The sequence below is a fragment of the Pedobacter sp. AC379 genome, assembly GCF_979258145.1.
Genome location: NZ_OZ409839.1, coordinates 3889598 through 3904272, shown reverse-complemented (window position 1 = coordinate 3904272; position 14675 = coordinate 3889598). Strand labels below are relative to the sequence as shown.

Sequence of the window (14675 nt, the reverse complement as noted above, 5' to 3'; positions counted from 1 at the left end):
AAACCTATGAATTACTCTCTAATTAATGATTCAGTTTCGCTGTTCAGGTTATCTAATAAACCATTTAATAAAATTTCTCTTTTGTCTTCGATCGAATGATCATCCTGGATATAAACGGTTAGGTTCGTGTTTTCTGTCGATTGAGTATACATGGCTTCGGTAATTTATGTTTGTCAATTAATTGTCTACATTTATTTAACGTAGCTTTTTAAATATAGTTTGTAACTTTTTTATTCGAACTTAGGGTGAGCACTTTCTTTCGATTAATCAGATAATAACTAGCCATGATCAAACATTGAGCTGGCTATTGAGGTTATAAGTGTCAGAACAAAACAAATCCTTTTAACCTAAGAATCAATGAAACATTATGATGCAATAATTATTGGAGCAGGGCAGGCTGGCACTCCATTGGCTAAAAAACTGGCCGAAGCGGGTAAAAAAACAGCCATTATCGAAAAAAGGCTTGTTGGCGGTACCTGTATAAACGATGGTTGTACACCAACCAAAGCTATGGTAGCCTCTGCAAGGGCCGTATACCAGGCAAAAAAAGCTATTGATCTAGGTGTTGAGGTAGGTACTGTAAAAATTGATTTTAAAAAAATTAAACAGCGTAAAGATGATATAGTAACACAATTTAGGTCTTCATCAGAAAAAGGCATTAAAGGCACTAAAGGACTTGACCTTATCTTCGGTACAGCCAGGTTTAGCGGAAAGAAAGAACTTACCATATCACTCAACAACGGCGGTGAAGAAAAACTGACTGCCGATTTAATTTTTATCAATACAGGAGCAAAAACCTCCATACCGGATATTGAAGGATTAAATGAAATTGATTTCCTCACCTCAACAACAATTTTAGATCTCGAATCCGTTCCAGCGCATTTGGTGGTTATTGGTGGAAATTACATCGGCCTCGAATTTGGACAAATGTTTAACCGTTTTGGAAGTAAAGTAACCATTCTCGAAAAATCAACCGGAATATTGGCTAAAGAAGATCAGGATATCTCATCAGCGTTAACCGAAATCTTAACTGATGAAAAGATTGAACTCATTACCGGGGTTGAAATCGATAAAATTGAAAAAGACAAAAATCAGATTCACATTGAGCTCCTTTCCGGTAAGCGCAAGAAAAAAATCAGTGCAACGCATTTGTTGGTTGCCGTAGGCCGAACGCCTCAAACAGCAGATTTAGGACTTGAAAACTGTGGCGTAAAGCTCGATGACCATGGACATATTCTGGTTAATGAAAAACTGGAAACCAACATAGAAGGAATTTATGCGCTTGGTGATGTAAAGGGAGGTCCGGCGTTTACCCATATTGCCTATAACGATTATACCATAGTTTACCGCAACCTGATTGAGGGCACCGATTATTCTATTCACGATCGCCCGGTGCCTTATTGTATGTTTACTGATCCACAACTTGGACGAATTGGCATCTCGGAAAAAGAAGCAAAAGAAAAGAAACTGAATTATAAAGTAGCAGTCCTTCCGATGACGAGCGTGGCCAGGGGCATAGAAACAGGTGAAACACTTGGCCTGATGAAAGCCGTGGTAAATGCCGATACAAAAGAGATATTGGGTGCTGCCATATTAGCTTCAGAGGGTGGAGAAATTATGTCGGTTTTGCAGATGGCCATGGAAGGCGGAATCACTTACGATAGGATCAGGTATTGTGTTTTTGCGCATCCTACCTATTCAGAATCGGTGAACAACTTATTTATGAAACTCGACAATTAAATATGATCGAACTCAAGGAGATAAGCAAGAAATTTGGCCATACTCAGGCTGTAAATACCATTTCATTTAAAGTAGAAGAAAAAGAAACGCTCGTACTATTGGGTACAAGTGGTTGCGGTAAAACAACTACCTTAAAAATGATTAACCGTTTGATTGAGCCAGATACCGGGCAGATTATCATCAATGGAGCCGACATTACCAATCAAAACCCTGATGAATTGCGGAAAGGCATTGGTTATGTGATGCAAAACATCGGGCTTTTTCCGCATTATACCATTGCCGAAAATATTGCTGTAGTACCGAAACTGTTGCGGTGGGAAAAGGAGAAAATCAAGAGCCGTACACAAGAACTTATTGGTAAACTTCATCTTCCTGAAAATGTACTAAAAATGTTTCCCCATCAACTCAGTGGCGGGCAGCAGCAACGGGTTGGCCTGGCACGTGCTTTGGTTACCAACCCGGCTGTATTGTTAATGGATGAACCCTTTGGTGCACTTGATAATGTAACCCGGAGCAGCATTCAGAAAGAGTTTAAAGCACTCGAGGAGTTAAAACGTAAAACCATTGTTATGGTTACACACGATGTTCAGGAAGCTTTCGAACTGGCAGACAGGATCTGTTTAATGGATAAAGGAAAAATTATTCAGATCGGTACACCAAAACAATTGCTCTATCAACCGGTGAACGATTTTGCGAAGAAATTCTTAGCCAGTCAAAAACTTGCTTTAGAATTTAAAGTGGTTAATATACAGGATATTTGGTCGTTTTTACCTAAAGGAACACTTCAAGATGGAAAAGCTTTTCCGGCAAACCTTAATATATGGGAAGCTATGGAGTTGCTGAGGAATACCGACAGGCATGAATTGTTAATATCTGCAGATAATAAGGAAAGCAAAACGGTTACTTTTGAGCAATTGACACAAGGTTTTAATCAGTTTCAAACTTCGCAACCGCATGAATGAACAACAGCAAACCTTATGGCAGTTTATGCAGGGGCAATCTGATAAATTGCTTAACCAAACCTTGCAGCATGTAGGTTTAACTTTTATTTCGCTTTTACTGGCCATAGCCATTGGTTTGCCCTTGGGTATCTTAATAGCACGAAAAAGAAAGCTTTCGGGTACAGTTTTGGGTATTGCAGGTGTGCTGCAAACCATTCCAAGTATTGCCTTATTGGGCTTTATGATTCCTGTTTTGGGTATAGGTGCCAAGCCCGCCATTGTGGCCTTGCTTATTTATGCCCTTTTGCCCATTATCCGCAATACTTACACTGGTATTATTGGTATTGATCAGCATATAAAAGAAGCTGCAAGGGCTATGGGGATGAGCAGAAGTCAGATTTTATTAAAAGTAGAATTGCCTTTAGCCATGCCGGTAATTTTGGCGGGCATCCGTACCGCTACGGTAATTAATGTTGGTGTAGCCACATTGGCCTCTTTTATTGCCGCCGGCGGATTGGGAGAGTTTATTTTTGGAGGCATTTCGCTTAATAATACCAACATGATCCTGGCAGGAGCAATCCCCGCGGCACTGCTTGCAATTATTCTGGATGCTTTACTTTCATTAATTCAGAAAATGGATTTTAAAAAGTTAAGGCGGGCACTCTATGTTTTTCCTGTTGTAATTTTAATTTTAGGTGGTTTTTACGCGCTCCCATCTGCTTATGGTTCTACGCTAACAGCCGGATTTACCCCCGAATTTATGGGTAGGCAAGATGGAGATCTAGGCTTAAGATCGGTATATGGTTTAAAGATTCATACCATCGTAATCAGTGATGCGGTAATGTATAAAGCAGCGTACGCTAAAGAACTCGATGTAATTAGTGGTTATTCTACCGATGGCCGTTTAAAAGCTTTCGACCTTAAAATTCTTAAAGATGATAAAAACATTTTTCCACCATATTACGCAGCACCAATAGTTCGGAACGAAGCATTAAAGCAATTTCCTCAGTTGGAGGAAACATTAAATCTCCTTGCAGATAAAATTACGGATGCTGCGATGACCGATCTAAACTATAAAACGGATTACCTGCACCAGTCTCCAGAACGGGTAGCTAAGGATTTCCTGATCAGTATCGGGTTATATAAAGCCCCTAAAAATGGCCATAACGGCACAATAAGAATTGGTTCCAAAATTTTTGGTGAGCAATATATCCTCGCAGAAATGTACAGTATGCTGATTAAAGGCTACACAGATTACGATGTATCAACCAAAACTGGACTTGGTGGAACAAAGATATGTTTTGATGCACTAACCAATAACCAGATCGATTTTTATCCTGAATATACCGGAACAGGCTTGCTGGTTTTGCTGCAGCCAGATGCAAAAGTAGCAAAAGAAATGGCCCACGATAAAGAAAAAACCTACAATTATGTATCGGCAGAATTTGAAAAGAAATTCAAAATCAAATGGCTTAAACCTATTGGTTTTAACAATTCTTATGCATTAATGATGCGGCGAAAACAATCAAAAGATCTGAATGTTAATACCATCACAGATCTTAAAAACTATCTAGATAAAAATTAATGACACTGGCAGAAGAATACTTGGAGATAAGGAAATGCTCCGAACAAATTTGCGAACCGCTGCAAACAGAAGATTATGTGGTACAGCCTGTGGCAGATGTAAGTCCTCCGAAATGGCATTTGGGGCATACCACCTGGTTCTTCGAAACCTTTATATTAAATCCGTTTGCTGTTAATTACCAGGTATATAACGATGACTATAGTTTTGTTTTTAATAGTTATTATGAAACTGTAGGCAATCGGGTAATCCGTACAGACCGCGGAAATTTAAGCCGCCCGAGTGTAAATGAAATTTACCAGTACAGGGCTTACGTGGATGAAGCCATGGTAAAATTTTTAGCTCAACCAATCGCCGATGAAATTAAAGCTTTATTGGTTTTAGGTTTTAACCACGAACAACAACATCAGGAACTTTTGCTTACCGATATTAAATACATTTTAGGCAATAATCCACTCTTTCCGGTATATTCTACGCTTAAAAAGGAAGTTTTGCATCACAGTAATGGGGATGATGGTTTTATTGATATTAAAGAAGGTATTTACGAAATTGGCTATAACGGAAATGATTTCAGTTTCGATAATGAACTGAACAGGCACAAAGTTTACCTGCAAAATTTCTCCATCAGTAAAACACTGATAAGCAATGCCGAATTTATTCGATTTATTGAAGCCGGAGGTTATGAAAACTTTAATTACTGGCATGCTGAAGGTTGGGATTGGTTAAAAACCAACCACATTGCCTCACCCATGTATTGGCACTTAATTGATGCAAAATGGTTCAATTATACATTAAGCGGCCTTTTACCTGTTGATCTAAATGCCCCGGTAACGCACATTAGTTATTACGAAGCCTATGCTTTTGCAAGCTGGAAAGGAATGCGTTTACCCACAGAGTTCGAATGGGAAATTGCCGCACAAAACTTCAACTGGGGCGAACGGTGGGAGTGGACAGAAAGTGCATATCTGCCTTATCCCGGTTTTAGCAAAGCACCAGGCGCAATAGGCGAGTACAATGGTAAGTTTATGGTTAACCAAAAAGTACTTCGGGGCGCATCAATAGCTACACCCGATAACCATTCGAGAATCACTTATCGAAATTTCTTTCACCCACTTTTAAGATGGCAATATACAGGCCTCCGCCTGGTAAAATAGTATAGATATGACCACCACCACTATCGAAACAACAACCGACCAAAAAACACAGTTTCTCCAAGAAACCTTAACGGGTTTGCAATCTGAACCGAAATTTATGCTTTCCAAGTATTTTTATGATGCTACCGGAGACCGTATTTTTCAACAGATTATGGATATGGAGGAATATTATTTAACCAATGCCGAAATGGAGATTCTTCAATATCAGGCCGATCAGCTTTCGCAGGCAATTGCTGCAGATGGAAGTTCTTTTGATCTGATTGAATTGGGAGCCGGGGATGCCACAAAATCTATACATCTGCTTAATTCATTGATGAGCAGTAATTTGGAGTTTAGTTATTTACCCATCGATATTTCAGCGCATGTAATTGATGATCTTGAAGAAAACCTTCCGAAAAAGCTTCCGGGCTTAAATATGACTGGCTTAAATGGCGATTATTTTGACATGCTCAAAAGGGCTGCAGAACTATCAAACCGTAGGAAAGTAGTATTGTTTATGGGTGCAAACATCGGAAACATGAATATCGCCGATGCAGAAAAATTCTGTATTTCATTAAAAGAGATACTTTCGCCTAACGATTTTTTAATTATTGGTTTCGACCTGAAGAAAAACCCGCAAAAAATCCTTGCAGCCTATAATGATCAGGCGGGTATTACAAAATCGTTTAACCTTAACCTGCTAAACCGCATTAATAAAGAACTCGATGGTAATTTTAATCTTGAATATTTTGATCACTATGCAAGTTATGATCCTGCATCAGGTGCCTGTAAAAGTTACCTCATCAGTTTAAAAAACCAGATTGTGAACATTGGGAACCAGGCCGTACATTTTGCTGAAAATGAACATGTTTACATGGAGATATCACAAAAATATTCACTTGCTGATATCGATCAATTGGCTGAGAAAACAGGTTTTAAGCCGCTTCAACGCTTTTTCGATCAAAATCAATACTTTGTAGATGCCATTTGGAAGGTAGATTAATTTCTGCCATCCAAAACTGTTAAAAGGCGGTTTAAATCTTCCTCTGTATTGTAAAAATGGAACGAAATCCGGGTTCCCGTTCCCCTGGGTGAACATATTATTTTTGCCTCGGCAAGTTGGTTTACTTTGTTTTCATGCAACGGCATACTCATAATAGTTGATTGGTATTTTCTATCCAGCATCCAGTCTGGAATTAACCCCCTCGAATTTAATTCGAATCTGGCTTTGTTGCTTAACGTTTGTGTCAGTTTCTCAATCGAATCGAAACCGATTGCAGCAAGCTCCGCTAAACTTTCGTTTAATGCACCAAAGTTTAACGTATCCAAATGCCCCGGTTCAAAACACATTGATAAATGGGTTTTTCCCTTCAAAAATGGAGTATTTGGTAATTCTGCCAGTTTCTTTTGGCTGTAAACTGCCTCTTTCATTTGATCGGAAAGAAAAACATATCCATTTCCAAAGCCACCTAAAAGCCATTTATAACCACTTCCAATCAAGGCATCCAATCCTGATTTTTCAAAATCAAACGCTGTTGTGCCTGTAAACTGTGTGCCGTCACCAACTAATAAAAGTTTAGGGTAGTTACTTTTAAGTTTCTGAATAAACTCATCGTCCATTCTTAATCCGCTGATGTACTGCACCATGCTAAATGAAAATACTGTGGGCTTAAAAGTATCAATTGCATGGATAATATTTTCCTCTAAATTTTTATCAATTGCCACTGTACGGTATTCGAAACCACCACTGCGCACAGGATAACTCACTGATGGATATTCTTCTTCCAATAGCAGAAAACGATGGTTTTTATCCAATCCGGCCAACAAAGTATTAAACCCGACCGAGAAATTTTGAACAAGAAAGGTGTTTTCAGTTTTTGATCCGAAAAGGCCGCTTATAGTATTTCTCAGCTTATCGATTAATGGCAGGTTTTCCGTTCTGAACATGCTTCCTCCGGCAATAAAATCGTCATCATGTTTGGTTCTCCAATCAGCAATATTTTGAGATAAGATACCAGCGTTTGCAGTATTGAGGTAAGTATAGGCTTCGAGGATCGGAAAAGATAGGTTCATGCTCAAAATTAGCAGAAATACGTATAAAACAAACAGTCTAAGTTTTTAAACTGAATTTTATACAAACCTATGAGAAACACGATTGTTATTTATACAATTCGAGACGTTACTATGGACAATCAAACATCAATACTGATTACAGAACTGAAAAAGCTATTAAATGGAGGAGGGGCCCATGTAGGTTTTAAAGATGCCGTTGCCGATCTGCCATTTAATTTATTAGGAGAAAAGCCCCATAATTTGCCTTATAGCATTTGGCAACTGGTAGAACACATAAAAATTGCCCAATGGGATATGCTCGAATTTAGTAAAGACGGTTCGCACCAATCGCCAAAATGGCCCGATGAATATTGGCCTAAAGCACTTGCTCCAACAGATAAAGCAGCCTGGAACAATACACTGAAGCAGATTGATAGTAATTTAAATGAATTTATTGCGCTTTTGGATGCTGCTGATTTATTTGAGGCAATTCCACATGGCGATGGACAAAGTGTATTGCGTGAAGCTTTGCAGATTGCTGATCATAATGCTTATCATGTTGCTGAAATTGTAGTCATCAGGCGTTTATTGGGGACCTGGAAAAGTTAGGTGTTTCAACACGGATTTACATGGATTTAAATTTGTTTGTATTTCACAACAACATCGCTGAGAAAGATGTCTCATTCAGGCCTTATTATTGACGCTTATGCAACCAAAATTTGTAAAAATAACCCGCTACATTTAATCATGCGATTTTACATAACTGAATTAATTAAATAACTATGTTACAAAATTCCAAAGCATTCAGCTCATTTTCTGTAGATGATTTACAGAAAGCAAAAGATTTTTACCAGGGTATATTGGGTATTGAGGTTAAAGATAACCCGATGGGATTGATTGAGTTAGTAATATCGGGCTCAACTAATGTATTACTATATCCAAAGCCCAATCACGTTCCGGCAACGTTTACTGTGCTTAATTTTCCGGTTGATAATATAGATCAAACAGTGGATGAACTTATAGCAAAGGGGGTGCAATTCGAGATTTACAATCAGGACACGATTAAAACAGATGAAAAAGGTATATCCCGCGGAAATGGAGGACCAAATATTGCCTGGTTTAGAGATCCTTCCGGTAATATATTATCTATTCTGGAAACGGCTTAAAAGCTTTAACACTTCCGAAGTTCGCACAAGGCCAACTTCGGATTCATTATGCTAAAAGTTCAAAACACTGATAAGCAATTTCATATTCTTCATTTGTGGGTATTACCAAAATCTTAACTTTCGAATTAACAGTATTAATTTCTTTTAATTCGCCTTTGTAGGCAATATTTTGATCTTGATCCAGTTCAATACCAAGGTAATTGAGTTCAGCACATACAGCCTCTCGCATATTGCTATCATTTTCGCCAACCCCCGCAGTAAATATCACCGCATCAATACCATTTAACACTGCTGCATAAGCACCAATAAATTTCCTAATCCTGTAAGCGTACAGTTTTAGGGCTAAAACAGCCGCTTGATTTCCTTCGCTTACCAATTTTTTGATATCACGCATATCGCTCGAGCCACCTACACCTAAAAGCCCTGATTGTTTATTAACCAGTGTGCTCAATTGCTCCAATGTATAACCCGCATGCTCCATTAAATGGAAAATAACCGAAGGATCAATATCTCCGGAACGTGTACCCATCATTAATCCACTTAACGGGCCAAAACCCATACTGGTATCGATAGATTTACCGTCTTTTATGGCTGTAATGCTGCAGCCATTGCCCAGATGGATACTGATAATTTTACTGTGCAACTTGTTTAACCATTTTATAGCCTGTTCGCTTACATATTTATGGCTTGTACCATGAAAACCATACACCCTGATGTTATGCTCTTTATAATACCATTCCGGAATGGCATAGCGGTAAGCCTGCTCGGGTATGGTTTGATGAAACGCAGTATCAAATACTGCAATTTGCCTTGCATTAACAAAAGTTTGTTCTGCTACCTCTATGCATTTGTAATTAACAGGATTATGGAGCGGTGCCAGCGAAAATAGCTTTTTGATCAGCTTTTTTACATCATCAGTTATAATTACCGGACCCGAAAAGTTTTCGCCACCATGTACTACACGGTGTCCAACGGCATCAATATCATCCGGACTATTAATTACCGCATGTAATCCTTCCGTTAATAAGGAGAGCACTTGTTTTAAACCTTCTCCATGGTTGGCAATAAAACCAGTTTCTTCAATACTGTGTTTTTCTGCTCCCTTGTAAACGGTGTGTTTTATAAATGAACCTTCAATGCCAATACGTTCTACTAAACCACTGCAAACAGGGGCTTTTTCTGGCATTTTAAAAAGCTGGTATTTTAAGGAACTGCTTCCTGAATTAATTACTAAAATGTTCATGTTAAATATCTTGACATTGGATCGCTGTAATTACAACGGTATTAAAAATATCATCTACAGTACAACCACGGCTTAAATCGTTTATTGGCTTGTTTAAACCTTGCAGCATAGGGCCAATGGCCAATGCACCGGTTTCGCGTTGTACGGCTTTGTAAGTGTTGTTACCCGTATTTAAATCAGGGAAAATGAGTACACTTGCCCGTCCTGCAACCTCCGATCCCGGAAGTTTTTGCTTACCCACGAGTGGATCAACCGCGGCATCATATTGTATTGGGCCTTCTATTTTCAGTTCCGGATGTTTTGCTTTAACAATGGCGGTGGCTTCGCGTACTCGTTCTACATCTTCACCCTCACCAGATGTTCCGGATGAATAAGAAAGCATTGCAATGCGCGGCTCAATGCCAAATTTCGCACTGCTCTCTGCTGACGAAATGGCGATTTCTGCCAGTTGCTGCGCAGTAGGATTGGGGTTTACCGCACAATCGCCAAATATGGCCACACGCTCGGGTAAACACATAAAGAATATCGAAGAAACCACTGAAACTCCCGGTTTGGTTTTAACAAATTGCAATGCAGGCCTGATGGTGTGCTGGGTAGTATGCACCGCTCCGGAAACCATTCCATCAGCATCACCTTTGTAAACCATCATGGTACCAAAATAAGAAACATCAGTCATCATATCCCTTGCCATTTCCAGGTTTACATTTTTGGCCTTACGCAACTCATGCAGCGTATCTACATAATCATTGTAATGCGCAGACTGACCGGGATTATGGATTTTTATCGCATTGGTATCTAAATTCAATCCCAATCGTTTAATGCTATTGGTAATTTCAACCGGATCGCCCAATAAGGTAAGGTCTACAATGTCTTGCGCAATTAATTTTTCTACCGCTTTTAAAATGCGTTCATCATTTCCTTCAGGCAAAACAATATGTTTTTTATCACGTTTGGCCCATTTAACCAATTGGTATTGAAACATATGCGGCGTAATGCCCTGATAGCTAAAGGTGATAATTTTATCGTCTAAAGCTTTTATATCTACATATTTTTCGAAAAGCTCAATCGCTGTGGCAATCTTTTTCTTGTTTTCAATCGTTATTTTTGAATGGATACCACCAATTGTAGTGGTGGTTTCGAAAGTGCCTTTCTGTACCGAAACAATCGGAATAATGGTTTGTAAACCTTCAATCAGTTTAATAATCGGTTCATCAGGTAAACTGCCCGCTGTTAAAACAATCCCTGCAATTTTTGGGTAATTGGCTGATAAATTAGCCTGTAAAGCCCCAATAATGATATCACCACGATCGCCGGGCGTTACAATCAAGAGATTATCTTTAATGTGCCTTAAAAAGTTTGGCAACATCATGGCTCCGGTAACAAAGTTATCAACCTGGTTATCGAGCAATTCAGATCCGAAAAGTACCTCGCCACCCAAAGCCAACGCAATTTCTTTCATGCTTGGGCTTTGCAGTCCTGTTTCGGTAGGGATTACTGCAATTAGCAATTCAGCAGGCAATTGGTTGGTTAAAGCCTGTTTTATCCGATCGGCTTCCTCAGGATTTACCATATTGGCCACCACGCCCAAAACCTGTACATCGCGCAGTAAAAAGTTACGGTAAATGTTAATGGCAGTTTTAAAAAGCTGGCTCGCCGTTTTGTTTTTTCCCGATACCACAATTAATACAGGAGCACCAAGGTTTTTGGCCATTAAAGCATTCGATTCGAATTCGAAAGCCATGCCTTCGCCTAAAAAGTCGCTACCCTCAATTACTGTAAAATCATAATTATCTTCTAGTTTTTTATATTTACTAATGATGGTATTGATAATTATTCCGCTATCTTCTGATTGATGCAGCATTTCTTGCCGGGTAAAAGCAAAAGCATCCTCATATTTAACAGGAAGCGAAAAATAATCAAGCATGGCTTCTACATGTTCATCTTTTTGATTTGGGTCATCCTGTGCTATAATAGGCTTAAAATAGCCCACTTTTTGAGTTTTTGCCAACAACATGTTAATCATGCCGAAAGCGATTACTGATTTTCCGGTGTAGGGTTCGGCTGAAGCAATAAAAATATTTTTAGTCATAAAATAGGGATCAATTATAGGAATAACCAACAATGGCCAATATAGTTGGAAATATTTATTTTAAAAACTAAAGCAGCTTAAGTTTTAAATGCAAATGAAAAACTGCCGTTAAAATGACTTTAAAGATATCGCCACAACAATAGATTTAATGATCAAAAAGGGGAGAAGCTATACCTTTAAGCGTTCGATTCGATAAGTAACTTCAGCATTTTTAGCCTGTGAATAAGCGGTAAATTCACTTTTGCATCCGGATTAAGCCGAAGCGGCATAAAATGGCTTTCCAGGAAATGTTCATAATCTGTAATTATGGTAGCTTGGTTAAGATAAATAGGAACCTGTTGTTTTCCGGCCTGTGTAAAAAAATCCTCTAACTGCTGTACTTCTTGGATGGTCATAACGCAAAGTTATCATTATGAAACAACTGATGTGAAATAAAATGAAGCTTTATCGCTTATCTGTCTCGGGTTCATCTAAATAAATTTTAACAGGAATTCCTGTTCTGAGTGATTGCTCTTCTAATGGTTATTTTTTTTAAATGTTGTTTGGTGCTAAAAATTTTAGTTTAAATTTGCAATTCCCTAATTAAATTATCCAGCATTCTAATCCTTAATGAAGAATGAACAAAAGTGAAGTGAATAAAAATATCCCTCATCCTGAGATCATTCAGGATGTTTCATCACTTGGAAAAGTATATTACCGCAAAGAAACCGCCTGGCACCGCGATTGGAAACTGGCTTTTCCACCCTCATTCAGAGAAGTTGCTTTTTATGATGCCGCCAATACCGATATTCATCGCGCAGATGTTTTTACACCATCAGGGTATACCATCGAATTTCAAAATTCGCCAATTACAGTTGCCGAATTAAATAGCAGGGAAGCCTTTTATCCAAATTTGATTTGGGTATTAAATGGCAAAAAGTTTAAAGGATTTAAAATTTTGAAACATTTACCTGATGTAGATGATCCGAAACTTGCCGATTATGAATTTTGCCATTCCGATCATTTATCGATGGTAAGGAAAAACGATGTATTACAGGGTGTTATAAATCCTAAAATACTCAATTTTTATCATCCGGAACTGAAGGATATTAAATTCACTTCTGATTTATATTCTTTCTGTTGGAAACAACCGCATAGTGTATGGTATTTAGCTACTGCGAAAATAATTGTAGACTTAGGTGGACATTTTTTATATGAACTTAGACAAAGAAAGCAATCAAATGGAAATTATCCATATTTAAAAATGATTAGCAGAAAAACTTTTATCAATTGGCATACCCCTCCCGAACAATAAGAAATGATCGTGTTAAGGTGTATTAATACAAATTTGTAATTTTTTAAGTACATAATTATTCGGTAAAAATGACTTTTAACAGAATTTTTAATGGATTCGATTTTAATAAATAACTATAAAATCGAATTTTAAAATTATTCTTTACACCTACAGGCTTTTTTGAAAAGATTTAGGCATGTTTCTTGGCTTATTAAGCAAAACGCTTAATCATAATGCACTCAATTAATGCCGCTCAACAAACATGCATCATTATAGATGATGACGAAATTAGTATCAGTATTTTAAATAATTTTATCGATCGAATTGAAAACCTAAATGTTACCGCCACTTTTACAGACCCAATTGATGGGGTTTTAGCAATTAGAGAAATGCAGGAGATAGATTTTTTGTTCCTTGATATCGGGATGGAAGTTTCAGGATTGGATATTGCGAAACTATTGAGGGATCATGTAAAATACCTTGTTTTTATTACCTTCCACGAAAAATATGCGCTTGATGCCTTTAATGTATATTGCGACAGGTTTATTGTAAAACCCATAACCTTTGAGAAAATAAATTCGACAATTTTGGAACTGACGAGGAGAGATAAGCGATAATAAAAATTAAAGTGGTTGTAAACAACCACTTTAAAAGGTAAGAATAGCCTATTTCATGCTATCATTAATTTTGTTAATCATCACCAAGTGGGTTTGTACAATTGGTGCTGTTTTGGTAGCAAATGCTTTTAGGTCGGCATCTTTTCCATTTTTGGATTCATCTTCCATTAATTTAAGGGTCGATTTGTGTCCGTCTACCATTGCACTTACATAAGCTTTGTCAAAATCTGCTCCTGTTTTTTTACTCAGGTCGTCCATTTTTTTCTTATGCTCATCATCAACAGTACTTGGTAATGTAATGTTTTTTTGTTTTGCAATGGCCATCAGTTCTGTATTTGCCATACCATGATCTTTAACCATCATGGTTGCAAACTCTTTAACCTGTGGGTTGCTGCTTTTTTCTAATGCCATTTTACCTAATTCCACTTCGGCCATACCACCTACGGCTGCCTGAGTGGTAAATTTAGAATCGGCTTCATCTACCGCAATTCCGCCTGTTGCAGCAGCATTGGTGGTGGTATCTTTTGCCATATTCAAACTGTCGGCACTTTCTTTGGCATCTTTATTTCCGCCGCCACAGGCCTGAAAAGCCAGGGCAGAAATTGCCATTACATACATTAACTTTTTCATATTTACTGGTTTTGTTGTATGTACATAACATACACATGCTGTAAACGGTTTTTAACTTTTTTCTAATTATTTAAGGAGGAGTAAAGTTCAGTTTATCAGCTGTATATAATCTTTTTCGCAGGTAAAAGGCTTAAACAAAACAGATATGTTGCAATTGTTATTTGGACTTGATCTAAATAGAGGCTATATTTGCCAAAAATAAAAATGCC

Annotated in this window: 15 protein-coding genes; 9 read left to right on the top strand and 6 right to left on the bottom strand. The window is 38.0% G+C overall.

Annotated features, from left to right (window positions below):
- Positions 1-11 precede the first annotated feature (11 nt).
- Positions 12-152 (bottom strand): hypothetical protein, encoded by a 141-nt coding sequence (locus ACZZZW_RS17070; RefSeq protein ID WP_157255431.1) that lies wholly within the window; start codon positions 150-152, stop codon positions 12-14.
- Positions 153-357: 205 nt separating this feature from the next.
- Between ACZZZW_RS17070 and ACZZZW_RS17065 the strand changes: the two genes are divergently transcribed.
- Genes ACZZZW_RS17065 through ACZZZW_RS17045 form a run of 5 tightly spaced genes read left to right on the top strand, consistent with a single transcriptional unit; the run spans position 358 to position 6399 of the window.
- The gene (locus tag ACZZZW_RS17065) at positions 358-1740 is read left to right on the top strand and encodes a mercuric reductase (protein WP_463495167.1); all 1383 of its coding nucleotides are present in this window, start codon (positions 358-360) and stop codon (positions 1738-1740) included.
- 2 nt (positions 1741-1742) lie between these two features.
- Positions 1743-2702, top strand: a complete 960-nt coding sequence (locus ACZZZW_RS17060) for an ABC transporter ATP-binding protein (protein ID WP_055910344.1) — start codon at positions 1743-1745, stop codon at positions 2700-2702.
- Positions 2695-4266: an ABC transporter permease/substrate-binding protein gene (locus ACZZZW_RS17055; protein WP_055910347.1), complete on the top strand. Its 1572-nt coding sequence runs from the start codon at positions 2695-2697 to the stop codon at positions 4264-4266. Before ACZZZW_RS17060 ends, ACZZZW_RS17055 begins: the two co-directional genes overlap by 8 nt.
- Positions 4266-5417: an ergothioneine biosynthesis protein EgtB gene (gene egtB / locus ACZZZW_RS17050; RefSeq protein ID WP_055910350.1), complete on the top strand. Its 1152-nt coding sequence runs from the start codon at positions 4266-4268 to the stop codon at positions 5415-5417. The genes ACZZZW_RS17055 and egtB overlap by 1 nt, the downstream gene beginning before the upstream one ends.
- 7 nt (positions 5418-5424) lie before the next feature.
- Complete coding sequence (locus tag ACZZZW_RS17045; protein WP_055910353.1) at positions 5425-6399, top strand: L-histidine N(alpha)-methyltransferase; 975 nt, start codon at positions 5425-5427, stop codon at positions 6397-6399.
- Here ACZZZW_RS17045 and ACZZZW_RS17040 read toward each other — a convergent pair.
- Positions 6396-7469, bottom strand: coding sequence for an aminotransferase class V-fold PLP-dependent enzyme (locus ACZZZW_RS17040; RefSeq protein ID WP_463495163.1), 1074 nt, complete (start codon positions 7467-7469; stop codon positions 6396-6398). The two genes, ACZZZW_RS17045 and ACZZZW_RS17040, sit on opposite strands and share 4 nt — an antisense overlap.
- A 111-nt stretch (positions 7470-7580) precedes the next feature.
- On the opposite strand from ACZZZW_RS17040, the gene ACZZZW_RS17035 reads away from it, so the two are divergent.
- Complete coding sequence (locus tag ACZZZW_RS17035; protein ID WP_463495161.1) at positions 7581-8057, top strand: DinB family protein; 477 nt, start codon at positions 7581-7583, stop codon at positions 8055-8057.
- A 173-nt stretch (positions 8058-8230) separates the two neighbouring features.
- On the top strand, positions 8231-8614 hold the full coding sequence (locus ACZZZW_RS17030) for a VOC family protein (RefSeq protein ID WP_055910362.1): 384 nt from the start codon (positions 8231-8233) through the stop codon (positions 8612-8614).
- A 46-nt stretch (positions 8615-8660) separates the two neighbouring features.
- On the opposite strand, the gene ACZZZW_RS17025 is transcribed toward ACZZZW_RS17030, so the two are convergent.
- The 3 genes from ACZZZW_RS17025 to ACZZZW_RS17015 form a co-directional block, all read right to left on the bottom strand.
- Positions 8661-9857: an acetate/propionate family kinase gene (locus ACZZZW_RS17025; protein ID WP_463495159.1), complete on the bottom strand. Its 1197-nt coding sequence runs from the start codon at positions 9855-9857 to the stop codon at positions 8661-8663.
- A 1-nt stretch (position 9858) separates the two neighbouring features.
- Positions 9859-11946 (bottom strand): phosphate acetyltransferase, encoded by a 2088-nt coding sequence (gene pta, locus ACZZZW_RS17020; protein ID WP_055910367.1) that lies wholly within the window; start codon positions 11944-11946, stop codon positions 9859-9861.
- A 176-nt stretch (positions 11947-12122) separates the two neighbouring features.
- A complete protein-coding gene (locus tag ACZZZW_RS17015; RefSeq protein ID WP_055910370.1) occupies positions 12123-12341 on the bottom strand; it encodes a DUF6965 family protein in 219 nt (72 codons plus the stop codon).
- Between the two features lie 221 nt (positions 12342-12562).
- Here ACZZZW_RS17015 and ACZZZW_RS17010 point away from each other — a divergent pair, with 221 nt between their 5' ends.
- Positions 12563-13240, top strand: a complete 678-nt coding sequence (locus tag ACZZZW_RS17010; RefSeq protein WP_463495156.1) for a competence protein CoiA family protein — start codon at positions 12563-12565, stop codon at positions 13238-13240.
- A 212-nt stretch (positions 13241-13452) separates the two neighbouring features.
- Entirely contained in the window at positions 13453-13836 is a 384-nt protein-coding gene (locus ACZZZW_RS17005; protein ID WP_055910377.1) for a LytR/AlgR family response regulator transcription factor, read from the top strand.
- A 48-nt stretch (positions 13837-13884) separates the two neighbouring features.
- Here the strand turns inward: ACZZZW_RS17005 and ACZZZW_RS17000 are convergent, their stop codons facing one another.
- Positions 13885-14466 carry a DUF4142 domain-containing protein gene (locus ACZZZW_RS17000; protein WP_055910380.1) on the bottom strand — a complete coding sequence of 194 codons (582 nt, stop codon included), beginning with the start codon at positions 14464-14466 and terminating at the stop codon, positions 13885-13887.
- Positions 14467-14675 lie beyond the last annotated feature (209 nt).